Raw genomic sequence first — 14,922 nt, 5'->3', positions numbered from 1 at the left:
GGGGGGTCTGTTTCGGAAAAGCGGGCAAAGGTACGCATCCCGCACGGCCGAATCAAGCATTTGTGGACTAACGTACTGTATGTCCTATAGGACATCACCCTCGGATAGATTAATCTAGGCCGGTTTTTTTGCCCGCCGCCGGAGCCTTTCCCCATGTCCATCCAAGAGATCCGCCATCCGCTGATCCGTCACAAACTTGGCCTTATGCGCCGTGCAGACATCAGCACCAAGAATTTCCGTGAGCTCGCTCAGGAAGTCGGTGCCCTGTTGACCTATGAAGCTACCAAAGACCTGCCGCTGGAAACCTACGATATCGAAGGTTGGTGCGGCACTGTGTCGGTCGAGAAAATCGCCGGCAAGAAGATTACCGTCGTGCCGATCCTGCGTGCCGGCATCGGCATGCTCGAAGGCGTGCTGAGCCTGATCCCGGGCGCCAAGGTCAGCGCCGTCGGCGTTGCCCGTAACGAAGAAACCCTGCAGGCCCACACTTATCTGGAAAAACTGGTTCCGGAAATCGACGAACGCCTGGCCATGATCATCGACCCGATGCTCGCCACCGGCAGTTCCATGGTTGCAACCATCGACCTGCTGAAGAAGGCCGGTTGCAAGGACATCCGCGCGATGGTGCTGGTTGCCGCGCCGGAAGGCATTGCCGCTGTCGAGAAAGCTCACCCGGACGTGATCATCTACACCGCGTCCATCGATCAGAAACTCAACGAGCACGGTTACATCATTCCTGGGCTTGGCGATGCCGGTGACAAGATCTTCGGCACCAAGCAGAAGGACGCGTAACCATGCAGCAAGAGTTCAACGATCCGCTCTGGCGCACGGTGCTGTCCGGCGCACAGATGCTGTTCGTGGCTTTCGGCGCCCTGGTGCTGATGCCGCTGATCACGGGCCTTGACCCGAACGTGGCACTGTTTACCGCAGGTCTTGGGACGATTCTGTTCCAGATCGTCACCGGGCGTCAGGTGCCGGTGTTCCTGGCGTCGAGCTTTGCCTTCATCACCCCGATCATTCTCGCCAAGGGCCAGTTCGGCCTCGCCGCGACCATGGGCGGCGTGATGGCGGCCGGTTTCGTCTACACCTTCCTTGGCCTGGCCGTGAAGATCAAAGGCACCGGGTTCATCGACCGTCTGCTGCCGCCGGTGGTGATCGGTCCGGTGATCATTTCCATTGGCCTGGCCATGGCGCCGATTGCCGCGAACATGGCGATGGGCAAGGCCGGTGACGGTTCGGAGCTGATCCATTACCAGACCGCGATGATGATCTCGATGCCGGCATTGCTGACCACGTTGATCGTGGCGGTGTTCGGCAAAGGCATCTTCCGCTTGGTACCGATCATTTCCGGCGTGCTGGTGGGTTTCGCCATGTCCTTCTATTTCGGTGTCGTCGACACCGCGAAGATTGCGGCAGCCCCGTGGTTTGCGATCCCTCACTTCACTGCGCCCGAGTTCAACTGGCAGGCGATCCTGTTCATCGTCCCGGTGGCGCTGGCCCCGGCCATCGAGCACATCGGCGGCGTGATTGCCGTCGGCAGCGTGACCGGTCGCGACTACCTGAAGAAACCGGGCCTGCATCGCACCCTGCTGGGTGACGGTATCGCCACCACGGCCGCCGGCCTGTTCGGCGGTCCGCCCAACACCACCTACGCCGAAGTGACTGGCGCGGTGATGCTGACCAAGAACTACAACCCGAAAATCATGACCTGGGCGGCGATCTTCGCCATCAGCCTGGCGTTCATCGGCAAGTTCGGTGCCCTGTTGCAAAGCATTCCGGTGCCGGTGATGGGCGGGATTCTGTGCCTGTTGTTCGGTTCGATCGCGGCGGTGGGGATGAACACCCTGATCCGTCACAAGATCGATCTGGGCGAGGCGCGCAATCTGGTGATCGTTTCCGTCACGCTGGTGTTCGGGATTGGCGGTGTGCTGGTCGGCACCGGCACCGGTCCGGATGACTTCGGCCTCAAAGGCATCGCGCTGTGCGCGGTGGTGGCGATTGCGCTGAACCTGATCCTGCCGGGCAACGACAGCTGGAAACACAAGAAGGCGGATGAGCCGCTGCTCTAAGCCTTGAGCGTTGGTCGTTCCCACGTTGCGTGGGAACGACCATGTTTTCAGAGAGCCAGTGGCGCCCGCTCACAAAGCGTCGCCAATGCCTTTGCCCATTGCGGGTCATCGTTCAGGCACGGCACCAGCACCAACTCCTCCCCTCCCGCCTCGCGGAACTGTTCCTTGCCGCGATCGCCGATCTCTTCCAGGGTCTCGATGCAATCGGCGACAAACGCCGGGCACATCACCAGAATCTTCTTCACGCCGCTCTTGGCCAACTCATCCAGCCGCGCTTCGGTGTAGGGTTCGATCCATTTCGCCCGGCCCAGCCGCGACTGAAACGACACCGACCATTTACCGTCCGGGATGCCCATGCGCTTGGCAAACTCGGCCGCCGTGCGCAGGCACTGGCCGCGATAGCAGGTGGCAACCACCTCCGGTGGTGCACCGGCGCAGCAATCGCCGCCGCCCTCGAAACTGTGCCCCGGATTGAGTTTTTTCAGGTGCCGCTCCGGCAAACCATGGAAGCTCAGCAGCAGGTGATCGTAATCCTGCTGCAAGTGCGGTCGGGCACTCTCCGCCAGCGCATCAAGGTATTCCGGCTGATCGTAGAACGGCTGCAATACCGACAGTTGCACATCGAGTTTCTTCTCGCGCACAACCCGCTTGGCTTCTTCGATCACGGTGGTCGTGGTGCTGTCGGCGAACTGTGGATAAAGCGGCGCGAGAGTAATGCGCTTGTGCCCCGCTGCGACCAGCTTCAACAGGCTTGTCTCAATCGATGGCTCGCCGTAACGCATGGCCAGTTCCACCGGGCCGTGGGTCCACTGCGCCTTCATCTGCTGTTGCAGGCGACGGCTGAGCACCACCAGCGGCGAGCCTTCATCCCACCAGATCGAGGCGTAGGCATGGGCCGACTGCTCGGGGCGCTTGATCAGGATCAGCGACACCAACAGACGCCGCACCGGCCACGGCAGGTCGATCACGTACGGGTCCATCAGAAATTGATTGAGGTAGCTGCGCACGTCGGCCACCGAAGTGGAGGCCGGCGAACCCAGGTTGACCAGAAGCAAGGCGTGATCGGTCATGCAACGTCCTATTTCAGAGGCGGCTGGAGAGATCGTCCAGGGCCGCGCGTAAATCCGTGAAGCGGAAACTGAATCCGGCTTCCAGCAAGCGTGCCGGTGTGGCCCGTTGGCCACCCAGCAACAGCAATGACATCTCGCCGAGCCCGACCTTCAAGGCGAGGGCCGGCATCGGCATGAACGCCGGGCGATGCAGCACGCTGCCCAGCGTCTTGGCGAATTCGCGATTGCGCACAGGTTTCGGTGCGCACGCATTATAAGGACCGCTGGCCTGATTGCGGTGCAGAAGAAAATCAATCAGGGCGATTTGATCGTCGATATGAATCCACGACATCCACTGCCGACCATTGCCCAAAGGCCCGCCCAGTCCAAGTTTGAACGGCAACAACAGGCGCGACAAAAAACCGCCCTCGGCCGACAGCACCAGCCCGGTCCGCACCATCACCACGCGAATGTCCATCGCTTCGGCGCGTTGCGCGGTTTCTTCCCAGGCAATGCACAACTGACTGGCGAAATCGTCGATCACCGGTGGCGAATCTTCGGTCAACTCGCGCTCGCCGCCGTCACCGTACCAACCCACCGCCGAGCCCGAGATCAGCAGTGACGGTTTCTGCCCGCGATTTTCCAGCCACGTCAGCAACGTTTCGGTGAGCGTGATGCGACTGCTCCACAACACGGCTTTACGCCGATGGGTCCACGGCCGGTCGGCAATCGGCGCGCCGGCGAGGTTGACGATCACGTCGACCGGCTCGTCGCCAAAGTCCTCCAGACGCGCAATGCCACGCACTGGCGCTCCACAGATTTTCGCGACTTTTTCCGCGCGACGACTCAGCACGGTCAAGCGATGTCCCTGCCCCAACCAGTGCAGGCAGAGCTGACGTCCGATCAATCCAGTACCGCCGGTCAGCAATATGTGCATGACATCTTCCTCGCGTGGCGTTTTACCCCGATCCCTAGTCTATTTTTATAAGCAGGGATCTTTTCTATCGGGCAGGCTCTATTGTTTAACAATAGGCCAAGCTGTCAGAACGAAAACGCTGGAAGTTATACCAAAAAACAAAATTGTACAGGTTTCATCCACGGCGTAGTCTGTACAGAAAGGTAAACGAGGCCCCTATGACTGTACCTATCGCAATCATTGGCACCGGCATCGCCGGACTCTCCGCCGCCCAGGCCCTGACAGAGGCCGGGCACAGCGTTCAGTTGTTCGATAAAAGCCGTGGCAGCGGCGGGCGCATGTCGAGCAAGCGCAGTGACGCCGGCTCGCTGGACATGGGCGCGCAGTATTTCACCGCCCGCGACCGACGCTTCGTCACCGAGGTCCAGCGCTGGCAAAGCCAGGGCTGGGTCGCCGAGTGGACGCCGCAGCTCTACACCTATCATGGCGGGCAACTGAACCTGTCGCCGGACGAGCAGACCCGCTGGGTCGGCACACCGCGCATGAGCGCCATCACCCGTGGCTTGCTCGACGGCCTGGAAGTGCACTTCGCCTGCCGGATCACCGAGGTCTATCGCGGCGAAGAACACTGGCACCTGCAAGATGCCGAAGGCTTCACCCACGGGCCGTTCAGCCATGTGGTGATCGCCACCCCGGCCCCACAGGCCACCGCGTTGCTGGCCGCTGCGCCGAAACTCGCCGGGGCTGCTGCAGGCGTGAAGATGGACCCGACCTGGGCCGTCGCCCTCGCCTTCGACACGCCACTGGATACACCCATCGAAGGCTGCTTCGTACAGGACAGCGCCCTGGACTGGCTGGCCCGCAACCGCAGTAAACCGGGGCGCGACAACACCCTCGACACTTGGGTCCTGCACGCCACCAGTGCCTGGAGCCGGCAGCATATCGATCTGCCCAAGGAAGCCGTGATCGAGCAATTGCACGGTGCCTTCGCCGAATTGCTGCACAGCGCCATGCCCGCGCCCACCTTCAGTCTCGCCCACCGCTGGCTCTATGCCCGCCCATCCACCAGCCATGAATGGGGCACGCTGGCGGATGCCGATCTGGGGCTGTATGCATGCGGCGACTGGTGCCTGTCGGGCCGGGTCGAAGGCGCGTGGCTCAGCGGTCAGGAAGCTGCACGTCGCCTGCACGAACACCTGCAGTGAACCGCTTCAATCCGCGCAAACTGCTGCTGTCGAAATGGACAGCAGCCCTCCCGCAAAACCGTGAAAAGCATTTTCTGATAACCAGACTATTCTGCGACGAGGATGGCACGGTGCTGGAGATTGAATTACACGCTGTGTTGACCCGACACAGCACGCAGTTGGACTGGCACGCATTGCAGGACGATGCGCACTGGAAAATGGGCTGGCTCTAGTTCTCGCCAAAATCCTGTACAAATAAATTGACTTGTACACCCTTGAATCTATGCTGAAGGAATGTTGTACAGAATAATTATTTTGTACAAATTCAGATTCGAGGTGCCTCCATGTCCGAACCGTCCCCACCCAAGATCGCCATCAGCGCCTGCCTGATGGGAGCCGAAGTGCGCTACAACGGCGGGCACAAGGAATCGCGGCTGTGCACCCGCACCCTCACTGAGTATTTCCAGTTCGTCCCGGTCTGCCCGGAAGTCGCGATTGGCCTGGGAATTCCCCGCGAGCCGATTCGTCTGGTCGGCGACCCGGATCATCCACAAGCCCTCGGCACTGTTCATCGCGAGACAGACGTCACCGATGCGCTGTCCGCTTATGGCCAGAAAATGGCCACCGAACTCGATGACATCTGCGGCTACATCTTCATGCAGCAATCGCCGTCCTGCGGGCTGGAGCGGGTCAAGGTCTATCACCACAACGGCGCGCCGATCGGCAGCGGGCGCGGGATCTACGCCCAGGCCTTCTGTGCCCGGCACCCAGATCTACCGGTGGAGGAAGCCGGACGATTGAACGATCCGGTCCTGCGGGAAAATTTCATTACCCGAGTGTTCGCCTACAGCGACTGGCAGCAGGTGCTCGAACACGGCTTGAGCCGCCGCGCCCTGACCGACTTCCATTCCCGCTACAAGTACCTGCTGATGGCCCATAACCCGGTGCAATACAAGGCGCTGGGCAATCTGCTGGGCAACATGGGCCGGATCGATCCGGTGGAGCTCGGCCCGCGCTACTTCAGCCAGTTGATGGCAGCGCTGACCACCTGCGCCACACGCCGCACCCACAGCAACGTGTTGCAGCACATCTGCGGTTACCTGAAACGGGCCATCAGCGCCGAAGACAAACAGGAAATGCAGCACGTCATTGGCCAGTACCGCCACGGCATCGTGCCGCTGGTGGTGCCGCTGACGCTGCTCAAGCATCACTTTCGTCAACACCCCGATCCGTACATCGCGCAACAGGTTTACCTGCAACCGCACCCGGAAAACCTCAGCCTGCGAAACGCCATTTGATGAACGACTCACCCGACAGCAGCGCCCGCGAAGACCTCGGCGCCGACTTCAAGAAAGCCCTCGACGACGGCTGGCTGCCGATCCGCGAGGTCGCGCGCCAGACCGGCGTCAACGCGATCACCCTGCGCGCCTGGGAACGCCGTTACGGATTGATCGTGCCCCAGCGCACGCCTAAAGGTCATCGTTTGTATTCGGCCGAACACGTGCAGCGCATCCAGACCATCCTCACCTGGCTCAACCGGGGTGTTGCGGTCAGTCAGGTCAAACCGCTGCTCGACACACCGCAAGCCTTCAACGAGCCGCTGGAAAACGAATGGCAGCCGTTGCATCAAGCCGCACTGCAGGCGGTCATCCAATTGAACGAACGCAGCCTCGACGACAGCGTCAACCAGGCCATGGCGTTGTACCCGCCGCGAACCCTGTGCGAGCAATTGCTGATGCCGTTGCTGGCGGAACTCGAACAGCGCTGGCAGGGCCAGTTCGGTGCGCAGATGGAGCGGGTGTTCTTTCACGCCTGGCTGCGTAGCAAATTTGGCGCACGCATCTACCATAACAACCGTCAGTTGCGCGGTGCGCCACTGCTGCTGGTCAATCATTCGGACTTACTGCTGGAGCCGCACCTGTGGCTCTGCGCCTGGCTGATCAGCAGCGCCGATTGCCCGGTGCAGGTGTTTGACTGGCCGCTGCCGGCCGGGGAACTGGCGTTGGCAGTCGATCATCTGCAAGCCCGTGGCGTACTGCTGTATTCCAGCAAAGCCATGAACCTTGCGCAGTTGCCGAAGCTGTTGAATGGCGTCAGCTGCCTGAAAATGATTGCCGGACCAACGGTGTGCATCCACCACGCCGAGTTGTCCGTAAGAACCTCCGAGATCGCTGATCTGTACCTGGCCGAAGATCCTCTGGCGGCGCATCAGGTGCTGATAGAGCGAGAGTTGATTTGATGAAGACTGTCGAGAACACCATGCAATTGATCTGGCTGCGCAGCGACCTGCGCCAACATGACAACACCGCCCTGACGGCCGCCGCCGAGCGTGGCCCGACCGTGGCCGTGTACCTGTTGAGCCCCGAGCAATGGCAGAAACATGACGACGCTCCGTGCAAGATCGATTTCTGGCTGCGCAACCTGCGGGAGCTGAGCAAAAGCCTCGCAGCACTGAACATCCCGTTGTTGATCCGCAGCGCCCCGCGCTGGGATCAGGCGCCAGCGGTGCTGCTTGAGCTGTGCCGGCAATGGAAGGTCGAGGCCGTTCACGTCAACGAGGAATATGGCATTCACGAAAGCCGCCGCGATGCAGCGGTTGAGCAGGCGTTGCAAGCCGAAGGCATCACGTTTCACAGCTACCTCGATCAATTGCTGTTCAAACCGGGCAGTGTGTTGACCAAGACCGGCACCTACTTTCAGGTGTTCAGCCAGTTCCGCAAAGTCTGCTACGAACGTTTGCATGGCTCGATGCCGCCGCTGATTAATGCTCCGTCCGCGCAGGCCCCGCTGCACATCGACAGCGACCCGGTGCCTGAGTCCATCGACGGTTTCCCGACACCCGGCCAAGCCCTGCGCAACCTGTGGCCCGCTGGTGAAACCGAGGCTCAACGACGCCTCGACACCTTCGCCGACGTGCAGATCGACTATTACAAAAGCGAACGCGACTTCCCGGCCAAGCCTGGCACCAGCCAACTCTCGGCCTATCTCGCCGCCGGTGTGATTTCGCCGCGCCAATGCCTGCATGCCGCGCTGCAAACCAATCAGGGCGAATTCGAAAGCGGCAAAGTCGGCGCCGTTACCTGGATCAACGAATTGCTGTGGCGCGAGTTCTACAAACACATTCTGGTGGGTTACCCGCGGGTGTCCCGGCATCGCGCGTTCCGCCCAGAAACCGAAGCCCTGGCCTGGCGCGATGCGCCGCAGGAACTGGCGGCCTGGCAGGAGGCGCGCACCGGCCTGCCGATCATCGACGCGGCCATGCGCCAATTGCTCGAAACCGGCTGGATGCACAATCGCCTGCGGATGGTGGTGGCGATGTTCCTGACCAAGAACCTGCTGATCGACTGGCGTGAAGGCGAGCGTTTTTTCATGCGCCACCTGATCGACGGCGATCTGGCGGCGAACAACGGCGGCTGGCAGTGGAGCGCTTCAACCGGCACCGATGCAGCGCCGTACTTCCGGATTTTCAACCCGGTCAGCCAGTCGGAAAAATTCGACAGCGAAGGCCTGTTCATCAAACACTGGCTGCCTGAACTGGCCGGACTGAACAAGAAGGAAGTGCACAACCCGGCGAGCGCTGGCGGGCTGTTCGGGGTGGCGGACTACCCGTCGCCAATCGTCAACCTGAGCACCTCGCGGGAGCGGGCGCTGAGCGCGTTCAAGAACCTGCCGTCACGTCAGACGGCCGGAGGCGGGCATGAGTGAATTCCTGCGCCGCTTCGCCCGCCAGTTTGCGCAGTTGAACAAAGACAACCTGCACAGCCTGGACGCGCTCTACAGCGAGGACATTCATTTCACCGATCCCTTGCACGAGGTGCAGGGGCTGACGCAATTGCGCAGCTACTTCAGCGAGCTCTACGCCAATGTCAGCGAGCTGCGGTTCGACTTCCACGGTTTCGACCAGATCGGCGACTGCGAAGGTTACCTGCGCTGGGTCATGAGTTACCGCCACCCGCGTCTGGCGGGCGGGCGATTGATTCGCGTCACGGGCTGCTCGCACCTGCTCTGGCGCGACAAGGTTTATCGCCACCGGGATTACTTCGATGCCGGGGCGCTGCTTTATGAACATCTACCTGTATTGGGCCGGGTGATTGCCTGGCTGAAAAGGAGACTGGGATGAGTCGTTCAACGCCACGCCGTTATTGGCTGACCGGCGCCAGCAGTGGCATCGGCGCAGCACTGGCGGAAGAAATTCTGAAAACCGGTGCACACCTGGCGGTCAGTTCCCGTCAGGTCACACCACTCAAAGCGCTGTCGCAACGCTATCCGGGCCAAGTGCTGGTGCTGCCGGGGGATTTGACCAACAGCCAGACCGTGCGGGAAATCGGTGAACAGATCGCGATGGACTGGGGGGCGTTGGACAGCGTGATTCTCAACGCCGGCACCTGCGAGTACGTCGATGCCCAGCAGTTCGACGCCTCGATCATCGAGCACGTGGTGCGCACCAACCTGCTCGCCAGCAGCTACTGCATCGAAGCCGCCCTGCCCTTGCTGCGCAAAGGGACCGCGCCGCATCTTGTGGGCATGGCCAGCTCCGTCACTTATGTGCCATTGCCTCGGGCCGAAGCTTATGGCGCATCGAAGGCCGGGTTGCGGTATCTGTTCGAGTCGTTGCGCATCGATCTGGCGGACGAAGGCATTGAAGTCACGGTCATCAGCCCGGGCTTTGTCGAAACACCATTGACCGCCAAAAACGATTTCCCGATGCCATTGAGCTGGCCTGCGGAAAAAGCGGCGAGTCACATCTTTGGCAGACTCAAGGAGCGGCCTCTGGAGATAGCCTTTCCGGCGCTGTTCATGGCTGCGCTCTGGCCATTGTCGAAAATGCCGGCGCGGGTACAACTGGCGATTGGCAAACGCATGGTGCGGCGCAGCCCGCCGCTCAGGGATCTGACGTGAACATCGCCATTGTCGGCAGCGGGATCGCAGGCCTGACCTGCGCCTACCTGCTCAATCGCCGGCATGACGTGACGGTGTTCGAGGCCGGCGACTGGGTCGGCGGCCATACGCACACAGTAAAAGTGACGCTGGATGGGCGTGATTACGCAGTGGACACCGGGTTCATCGTGTTCAACGACTGGACGTACCCGAACTTCATTCGCTTGCTCGGCCAGTTGGGCGTAACCGCCAAGGCCACCGAGATGAGCTTTTCGGTGACCGACCCCGACACCGGCCTGGAATACAACGGCAACAACCTCGACAGCCTGTTCGCCCAACGCAGCAATCTGTTGTCGCCGGGGTTCTGGGGCATGCTGCGCGACATCCTGCGCTTCAATAAGGAAGCCCGGCGCGACCTCGCCGAACAGCGGATAACCACTGACACCACGCTGGATGATTACCTCAAGGCCGGCGGTTACGGCGAGCGCTTCATCCTGCATTACATCGTGCCGATGGGCGCGGCGATCTGGTCGATGCCCATGGCCCAGATGCTGAATTTTCCGTTGCAGTTCTTCGTGCGGTTCTTCGAGAACCACGGTTTGTTGTCGGTCAGCAATCGTCCGCAATGGCGAGTGATCGAGGGCGGCTCGAGTGCTTACATCGCGCCGCTGACCGAGTCTTTCAAAGAACGGATCCGCGTGAACTGTCCGGTAAACCGGATCGATCGCAACGAACACGGCGTGGTTATCCACAGCCCCGCCGACATCGAACACTTCGACAAAGTCGTGCTGGCCTGCCACAGCGATCAGGCATTGCGTCTGCTGGCCAATCCCGGCAGTGCCGAGCGGGAGATTCTCGGTGCCCTGCCCTACGCCGACAACGAAGTGGTGCTGCACACCGACACCCGCCTGCTGCCGACGCGCAAACGGGCCTGGGCCAGCTGGAACTATCGCCTCGGCGGGGCCGGCCATACCCAGGCGGCCGTCACTTACGACATGAATATCCTGCAAGGCATCCAGAGCGACACCACGTTCTGCGTCAGCCTCAACCAGAGCGCCGGCATCAGCCCGTCCAAAGTGCTTGCCCGTTTCACCTATGCCCATCCGCAATTCAGCCTCGCAGCGGTGGCGGCACAACAGCGCTGGGCCGAACTCGACGGAGCACAACACACCCATTATTGCGGCGCGTACTGGGCCAATGGTTTTCATGAAGACGGCGTGGTCAGCGCTTTACGCGTGGCCGCCGCGTTCGGAGAAAGCCTGTGAACAGCGCACTTTACAGTGGCTGGATCGCCCATCGGCGATTCGCTCCGCGCCGTCATGAATTCCGCTACCGGATCGGCCTGATCTATCTCGACCTGGCCGAACAGGACGCCGTGCTGAGCCTTTCGCCCTTGGCAGGCGCGAGCCGGTTTGCCCCGTTTTCGTTTCGCGAGACCGACTACCTCAAGACCTTCACCGGTCGTGGTGTGCGGCTGATCGATGCCGTGCGCCTGCTGGTCGGTGAGGCCCTTGGTCACGAGCCGCAGGGCTCGATCTGCCTGCTCACTCAGCCCCGCAGCTGGGGCCTGGCATTCAACCCGGTGAGTTTCTTTTACTGCCACGAGGCCGACGGGCAACTGGCGGCGATTCTCTGCGAAGTCAGCAACACGCCGTGGCGCGAGCGCTATCACTATGTGCTCCCGGCTCAAGCGCCGACCAACGTACGCGACTTCCACCAGCATTTCGCCGTGGCCAAGGCGTTTCACGTTTCGCCTTTCCTGCCGCCGGATCTGGAATACCGCATGAGCTTCAGCCCCGCCGCGCAAACCCTGGGCGTGCACATGGCCGACTGGCAAGGCGAGCAAAAACTGTTCGACGCCACGCTCAACCTGAAACGCGAAGCCCTTGATCGACGCAACCTGCACCGGCATCTGTGGCGCTTTCCCTGGATGACCGCCAAGACCGCGCTGGCGATCTATTGGCAGGCCCTGCGATTGCTGCTCAAGCGCACCCCGCTGTTTCCCCATCGGACGGCCGACGACAGCTTTCGAACCGCCACTGCGTCTCCCGAGGAGCACCGCCATGAAATCCTCTAGTGTTTCGGCCAGAGCCGCCATCCCGTTCAGTACGCACGGCATCACCGGTTCGCTGCTGCGCCGCGGTGTTCTTCGTCAGCTCGCACAGCTCAAGCATGGGCAACTGGTGGTGATCGAGGACGGAGAACGCCAGGTCTTCGGCACGCCGGGCAGTGCGTTGCTGGGCGAGATTCATGTCCTTGATGCGGCGGCGTGGGGCATGGTCGCGGGCAACGGTTCGATCGGTGCGGGTGAAGCCTTCATTCATGGTTACTGGAGTTCGCCGGACCTTACGGCGGTAGTGCGGGTCTTCGTCAGCAACCTTGAGGTGCTCGATGGCATGGAGGGCGGACTGGCGAAAATCGGCCGGCCGCTGGTGCGCGGGCTGCACTGGCTTAACCGCAACACACGCAAGGGCTCGCAGAAAAACATCGCCGCGCACTACGACCTCGGCAACGATCTGTTCGAGCAGTTTCTCGACCCGACCATGATGTACTCGGCGGCGCAGTTCCTGCGCCCCGACGACAGCCTGGAACAGGCGCAGCTGAACAAACTGGAGCGGATCTGCCAGAAGCTCGCGCTCGAACCCGGCGACCACCTGCTGGAAATCGGCACCGGCTGGGGCAGCATGGCGCTGTATGCCGCGCAGCACTATGGCTGCAAAGTCACCACGACCACGCTGTCCAAAGAGCAATACGCGTTCACGGCCCGGCGCATCGAAAGCCTCGGCTTGCAGGATCGAGTGACGCTGCTGCTCAAGGACTACCGCGACCTCACCGGCCAGTACGACAAACTGGTATCGATCGAGATGATCGAAGCGGTCGGCCATCGCTTCCTGCCGACCTACTTCAAGCAATGCGCGCACCTGCTCAAGAGCAACGGCCTGATGCTGCTGCAAGCAATTACCATTCGGGACCAGCGTTACGAGCAGGCGAAACGCGGCGTGGATTTCATCCAGCGTTACATCTTCCCCGGCGGCGCCCTGCCCTGTGTGCAGAAGATGCTCGAAATCGTCAGCCGCGACACCGACATGAACCTGCTGCACATGGAAGATTTCGGCCTGCACTACGCCCGGACCCTGCGCCTGTGGCATGAGAACTTTCGCCATGCCCACGGCCGCCTGAGCGAATTGGGCTACGACGATTATTTCCTGCGGCTGTGGGAGTTTTATCTGTGCTACTGCGAGGGCGGCTTCCTCGAACGCACCATCGGCACCGCGCAATTGCTGTTGGCCAAACCGGCGGCCATGCCGGCACCGCTGCTCGGGCGCTTCGATGCTTGAGCGGATCGCCAACGCCGTTCTGTTCCAGATTGGCTGGCTGGCCTGCGTGCTCGGCGGCAACAGCCTGTGGTTGCTGGTGGCGCTGGCGGTGCTGGTGATTCATCTGCGCTGGATCAGCAGTTGGGCGGCGGAGGGCCGACTGATTCTCAGCGTGGTGATTCTGGGTACGGCCGTGGACAGTGGCTTGCGCGGCCTCGGGGTGTTCGAGTTCAAGGATCTGTCGCCGCTGATTCCGCTGTGGCTGATGTTGTTGTGGGCACTGCTCGCCACGACGTTACGCCATTGCCTGCAATGGAGCGCCCGGCCATGGTGGCTGGCGGCTCTGCTCGGAGCCGTCGGTGGCGCGTTGTCGTATTGCGCCGGTGGACGACTGGCCGGGGTGCAATTTCCCTACGGCGAGTTACCGACCTTGATCGGCATCGGTCTGTTGTGGGCGCTGCTGTTTCCGTTGCTGCACCAACTGTCCGGGCGTCTGGAAGACTGATCGTCTGTCAGGGCTTTCACACGTCCATCGGGCACTGCCGTACACTGGCGCCCATGAAAACCATTCCCCTCAAGCCAATCGACGAGCCCGCAGTCACCTGTTCGACCTGCGCGGCCTGCTGCTGTCAGCTCGAAGTCATGCTGATCACCGACACCGGCGTGCCCGAGCGCTATATCGATACCGATGATTGGGGTGGTGAAGTGATGTTGCGCCTGGACGACGGCTGGTGCGCGGCACTGGATCGCGACACGATGATGTGCACGATCTACGAAAAACGCCCGCTGATCTGCCGCGAATTCGAAATGGGCGCCCCGGAATGCATCGACGAACGCCAGGGGATTGCCACGGCGTATCGCTGAATACAAAAAAAGGAGCGCCGGGCGCTCCTTTTTCATGGGTGTTACAGCGGCATCGAATAATGCAACGAGTAGCTTTCTACCCCGTCGTTGTTGCTCGACATGCCGGCGTTGGAATAGTGAGTCGCGCGAATCCCCACCTCGTGCCCGCCATGGAAACGCAAACCGAAACCGAAACGGTCTTCGAACTGGAAGGCCTGGCCGATCTTGTTGCCTTCGTATTCGGTGTTGGAAAACACCGCAGCGCCGATGCCGGCCTCGACGTACGGCTTGATCGACTCGCCGGAAAACTCGTAAACAAACACCGGCGAGAACGACAGGCTGTTGTTGCTGGAGCCCTTGTCGCCTTCCCAGTAGGTGTAGGCGCCACTCCAGTAACCGGTCAGGCGACCGACATCGCTTTGCAGCCAGCTCTTGTCCCAGTCGAAATTCATCCCCAGGCGATACGTCATCGTTGAATCGCTGGTGGCCCCAACCCCGAATTCCACACCCGCGGCTTGCGCGGTAAAACTTTGCCCCATCAGTGCGGCCGCAATCGCGGCCAAGCAGAATAGTCGCTTCACTTGAAACATCCTTTTCCGAACGGTCGTATGGTTTTTAGTTTGCTTGACGCTATAGAAATCGGCGTTTGAACAGAAGTTCAGCTGA

The 14,922-nt window shown here is 61.2% G+C and carries 17 protein-coding genes; 14 read left to right on the top strand and 3 right to left on the bottom strand.

Annotated elements, in window-relative coordinates:
- Window positions 1-153 precede the first annotated feature (153 nt).
- A complete protein-coding gene (gene upp / locus AC1RMX_RS26390; protein WP_007951682.1) occupies window positions 154-792 on the top strand; it encodes a uracil phosphoribosyltransferase in 639 nt (212 codons plus the stop codon).
- 2 nt (window positions 793-794) lie between these two features.
- Window positions 795-2,069: a uracil-xanthine permease family protein gene (locus AC1RMX_RS26385; protein WP_096822768.1), complete on the top strand. Its 1,275-nt coding sequence runs from the start codon at window positions 795-797 to the stop codon at window positions 2,067-2,069.
- Between the two features lie 47 nt (window positions 2,070-2,116).
- Here the strand turns inward: AC1RMX_RS26385 and hemH are convergent, their stop codons facing one another.
- Both hemH and AC1RMX_RS26375 read right to left on the bottom strand, forming a co-directional pair.
- Complete coding sequence (gene hemH / locus AC1RMX_RS26380; RefSeq protein ID WP_096822767.1) at window positions 2,117-3,139, bottom strand: ferrochelatase; 1,023 nt, start codon at window positions 3,137-3,139, stop codon at window positions 2,117-2,119.
- Window positions 3,140-3,152: 13 nt separating this feature from the next.
- Complete coding sequence (locus tag AC1RMX_RS26375; RefSeq protein ID WP_493073513.1) at window positions 3,153-4,055, bottom strand: TIGR01777 family oxidoreductase; 903 nt, start codon at window positions 4,053-4,055, stop codon at window positions 3,153-3,155.
- Window positions 4,056-4,252: 197 nt separating this feature from the next.
- On the opposite strand from AC1RMX_RS26375, the gene AC1RMX_RS26370 reads away from it, so the two are divergent.
- The 12 genes from AC1RMX_RS26370 (at window position 4,253) to AC1RMX_RS26315 (ending at window position 14,277) form a co-directional block, all read left to right on the top strand.
- Entirely contained in the window at window positions 4,253-5,239 is a 987-nt protein-coding gene (locus AC1RMX_RS26370) for an NAD(P)/FAD-dependent oxidoreductase (protein ID WP_096822763.1), read from the top strand.
- Window positions 5,236-5,451, top strand: a complete 216-nt coding sequence (locus AC1RMX_RS26365) for a TIGR02450 family Trp-rich protein (RefSeq protein ID WP_096822761.1) — start codon at window positions 5,236-5,238, stop codon at window positions 5,449-5,451. Before AC1RMX_RS26370 ends, AC1RMX_RS26365 begins: the two co-directional genes overlap by 4 nt.
- Before the next feature lie 111 nt (window positions 5,452-5,562).
- Window positions 5,563-6,516: a YbgA family protein gene (locus AC1RMX_RS26360; protein ID WP_096822759.1), complete on the top strand. Its 954-nt coding sequence runs from the start codon at window positions 5,563-5,565 to the stop codon at window positions 6,514-6,516.
- Complete coding sequence (locus tag AC1RMX_RS26355) at window positions 6,516-7,457, top strand: MerR family transcriptional regulator (RefSeq protein WP_493073512.1); 942 nt, start codon at window positions 6,516-6,518, stop codon at window positions 7,455-7,457. The genes AC1RMX_RS26360 and AC1RMX_RS26355 overlap by 1 nt, the downstream gene beginning before the upstream one ends.
- A gap of 20 nt (window positions 7,458-7,477) precedes the next feature.
- Window positions 7,478-8,923 (top strand): deoxyribodipyrimidine photo-lyase, encoded by a 1,446-nt coding sequence (phrB, locus tag AC1RMX_RS26350; RefSeq protein WP_493073536.1) that lies wholly within the window; start codon window positions 7,478-7,480, stop codon window positions 8,921-8,923.
- Window positions 8,916-9,338: a nuclear transport factor 2 family protein gene (locus AC1RMX_RS26345; RefSeq protein ID WP_096822755.1), complete on the top strand. Its 423-nt coding sequence runs from the start codon at window positions 8,916-8,918 to the stop codon at window positions 9,336-9,338. The genes phrB and AC1RMX_RS26345 overlap by 8 nt, the downstream gene beginning before the upstream one ends.
- Window positions 9,335-10,117: an SDR family NAD(P)-dependent oxidoreductase gene (locus AC1RMX_RS26340; protein WP_096822753.1), complete on the top strand. Its 783-nt coding sequence runs from the start codon at window positions 9,335-9,337 to the stop codon at window positions 10,115-10,117. The genes AC1RMX_RS26345 and AC1RMX_RS26340 overlap by 4 nt, the downstream gene beginning before the upstream one ends.
- Complete coding sequence (locus AC1RMX_RS26335; protein ID WP_493073510.1) at window positions 10,114-11,361, top strand: NAD(P)/FAD-dependent oxidoreductase; 1,248 nt, start codon at window positions 10,114-10,116, stop codon at window positions 11,359-11,361. Before AC1RMX_RS26340 ends, AC1RMX_RS26335 begins: the two co-directional genes overlap by 4 nt.
- Complete coding sequence (locus tag AC1RMX_RS26330; protein WP_493073509.1) at window positions 11,358-12,173, top strand: DUF1365 domain-containing protein; 816 nt, start codon at window positions 11,358-11,360, stop codon at window positions 12,171-12,173. The genes AC1RMX_RS26335 and AC1RMX_RS26330 overlap by 4 nt, the downstream gene beginning before the upstream one ends.
- The gene (locus tag AC1RMX_RS26325; protein WP_493073508.1) at window positions 12,160-13,434 is read left to right on the top strand and encodes a class I SAM-dependent methyltransferase; all 1,275 of its coding nucleotides are present in this window, start codon (window positions 12,160-12,162) and stop codon (window positions 13,432-13,434) included. Before AC1RMX_RS26330 ends, AC1RMX_RS26325 begins: the two co-directional genes overlap by 14 nt.
- Window positions 13,427-13,918 (top strand): DUF2878 domain-containing protein, encoded by a 492-nt coding sequence (locus AC1RMX_RS26320; protein WP_493073507.1) that lies wholly within the window; start codon window positions 13,427-13,429, stop codon window positions 13,916-13,918. Before AC1RMX_RS26325 ends, AC1RMX_RS26320 begins: the two co-directional genes overlap by 8 nt.
- 53 nt (window positions 13,919-13,971) lie before the next feature.
- Entirely contained in the window at window positions 13,972-14,277 is a 306-nt protein-coding gene (locus AC1RMX_RS26315; RefSeq protein ID WP_493073505.1) for a YkgJ family cysteine cluster protein, read from the top strand.
- A 41-nt stretch (window positions 14,278-14,318) separates the two neighbouring features.
- On the opposite strand, the gene AC1RMX_RS26310 is transcribed toward AC1RMX_RS26315, so the two are convergent.
- Window positions 14,319-14,837 carry an acyloxyacyl hydrolase gene (locus AC1RMX_RS26310; RefSeq protein WP_096822791.1) on the bottom strand — a complete coding sequence of 173 codons (519 nt, stop codon included), beginning with the start codon at window positions 14,835-14,837 and terminating at the stop codon, window positions 14,319-14,321.
- Window positions 14,838-14,922 lie beyond the last annotated feature (85 nt).

The organism is Pseudomonas sp. GW822-FHT03F04, from assembly GCF_058801405.1.
The sequence above is the reverse complement of the archived record's forward strand: the minus strand, read 5'-3'. Positions and strand labels throughout refer to the sequence as shown.

What these genes read in the sequence shown, in the direction of transcription:
- upp (WP_007951682.1), top strand. Translation starts at nt 154, where the DNA reads ATGTCCATCCAAGAGATCCGCCATCCGCTGATCCGTCACAAACTTGGC.
- AC1RMX_RS26385 (WP_096822768.1), top strand. Translation starts at nt 795, where the DNA reads ATGCAGCAAGAGTTCAACGATCCGCTCTGGCGCACGGTGCTGTCCGGC.
- hemH (WP_096822767.1), bottom strand. Translation starts at nt 3,139, where the DNA reads ATGACCGATCACGCCTTGCTTCTGGTCAACCTGGGTTCGCCGGCCTCC.
- AC1RMX_RS26375 (WP_493073513.1), bottom strand. Translation starts at nt 4,055, where the DNA reads ATGCACATATTGCTGACCGGCGGTACTGGATTGATCGGACGTCAGCTC.
- AC1RMX_RS26370 (WP_096822763.1), top strand. Translation starts at nt 4,253, where the DNA reads ATGACTGTACCTATCGCAATCATTGGCACCGGCATCGCCGGACTCTCC.
- AC1RMX_RS26360 (WP_096822759.1), top strand. Translation starts at nt 5,563, where the DNA reads ATGTCCGAACCGTCCCCACCCAAGATCGCCATCAGCGCCTGCCTGATG.
- AC1RMX_RS26355 (WP_493073512.1), top strand. Translation starts at nt 6,516, where the DNA reads ATGAACGACTCACCCGACAGCAGCGCCCGCGAAGACCTCGGCGCCGAC.
- phrB (WP_493073536.1), top strand. Translation starts at nt 7,478, where the DNA reads ATGCAATTGATCTGGCTGCGCAGCGACCTGCGCCAACATGACAACACC.
- AC1RMX_RS26345 (WP_096822755.1), top strand. Translation starts at nt 8,916, where the DNA reads ATGAGTGAATTCCTGCGCCGCTTCGCCCGCCAGTTTGCGCAGTTGAAC.
- AC1RMX_RS26340 (WP_096822753.1), top strand. Translation starts at nt 9,335, where the DNA reads ATGAGTCGTTCAACGCCACGCCGTTATTGGCTGACCGGCGCCAGCAGT.
- AC1RMX_RS26325 (WP_493073508.1), top strand. Translation starts at nt 12,160, where the DNA reads ATGAAATCCTCTAGTGTTTCGGCCAGAGCCGCCATCCCGTTCAGTACG.
- AC1RMX_RS26320 (WP_493073507.1), top strand. Translation starts at nt 13,427, where the DNA reads ATGCTTGAGCGGATCGCCAACGCCGTTCTGTTCCAGATTGGCTGGCTG.
- AC1RMX_RS26315 (WP_493073505.1), top strand. Translation starts at nt 13,972, where the DNA reads ATGAAAACCATTCCCCTCAAGCCAATCGACGAGCCCGCAGTCACCTGT.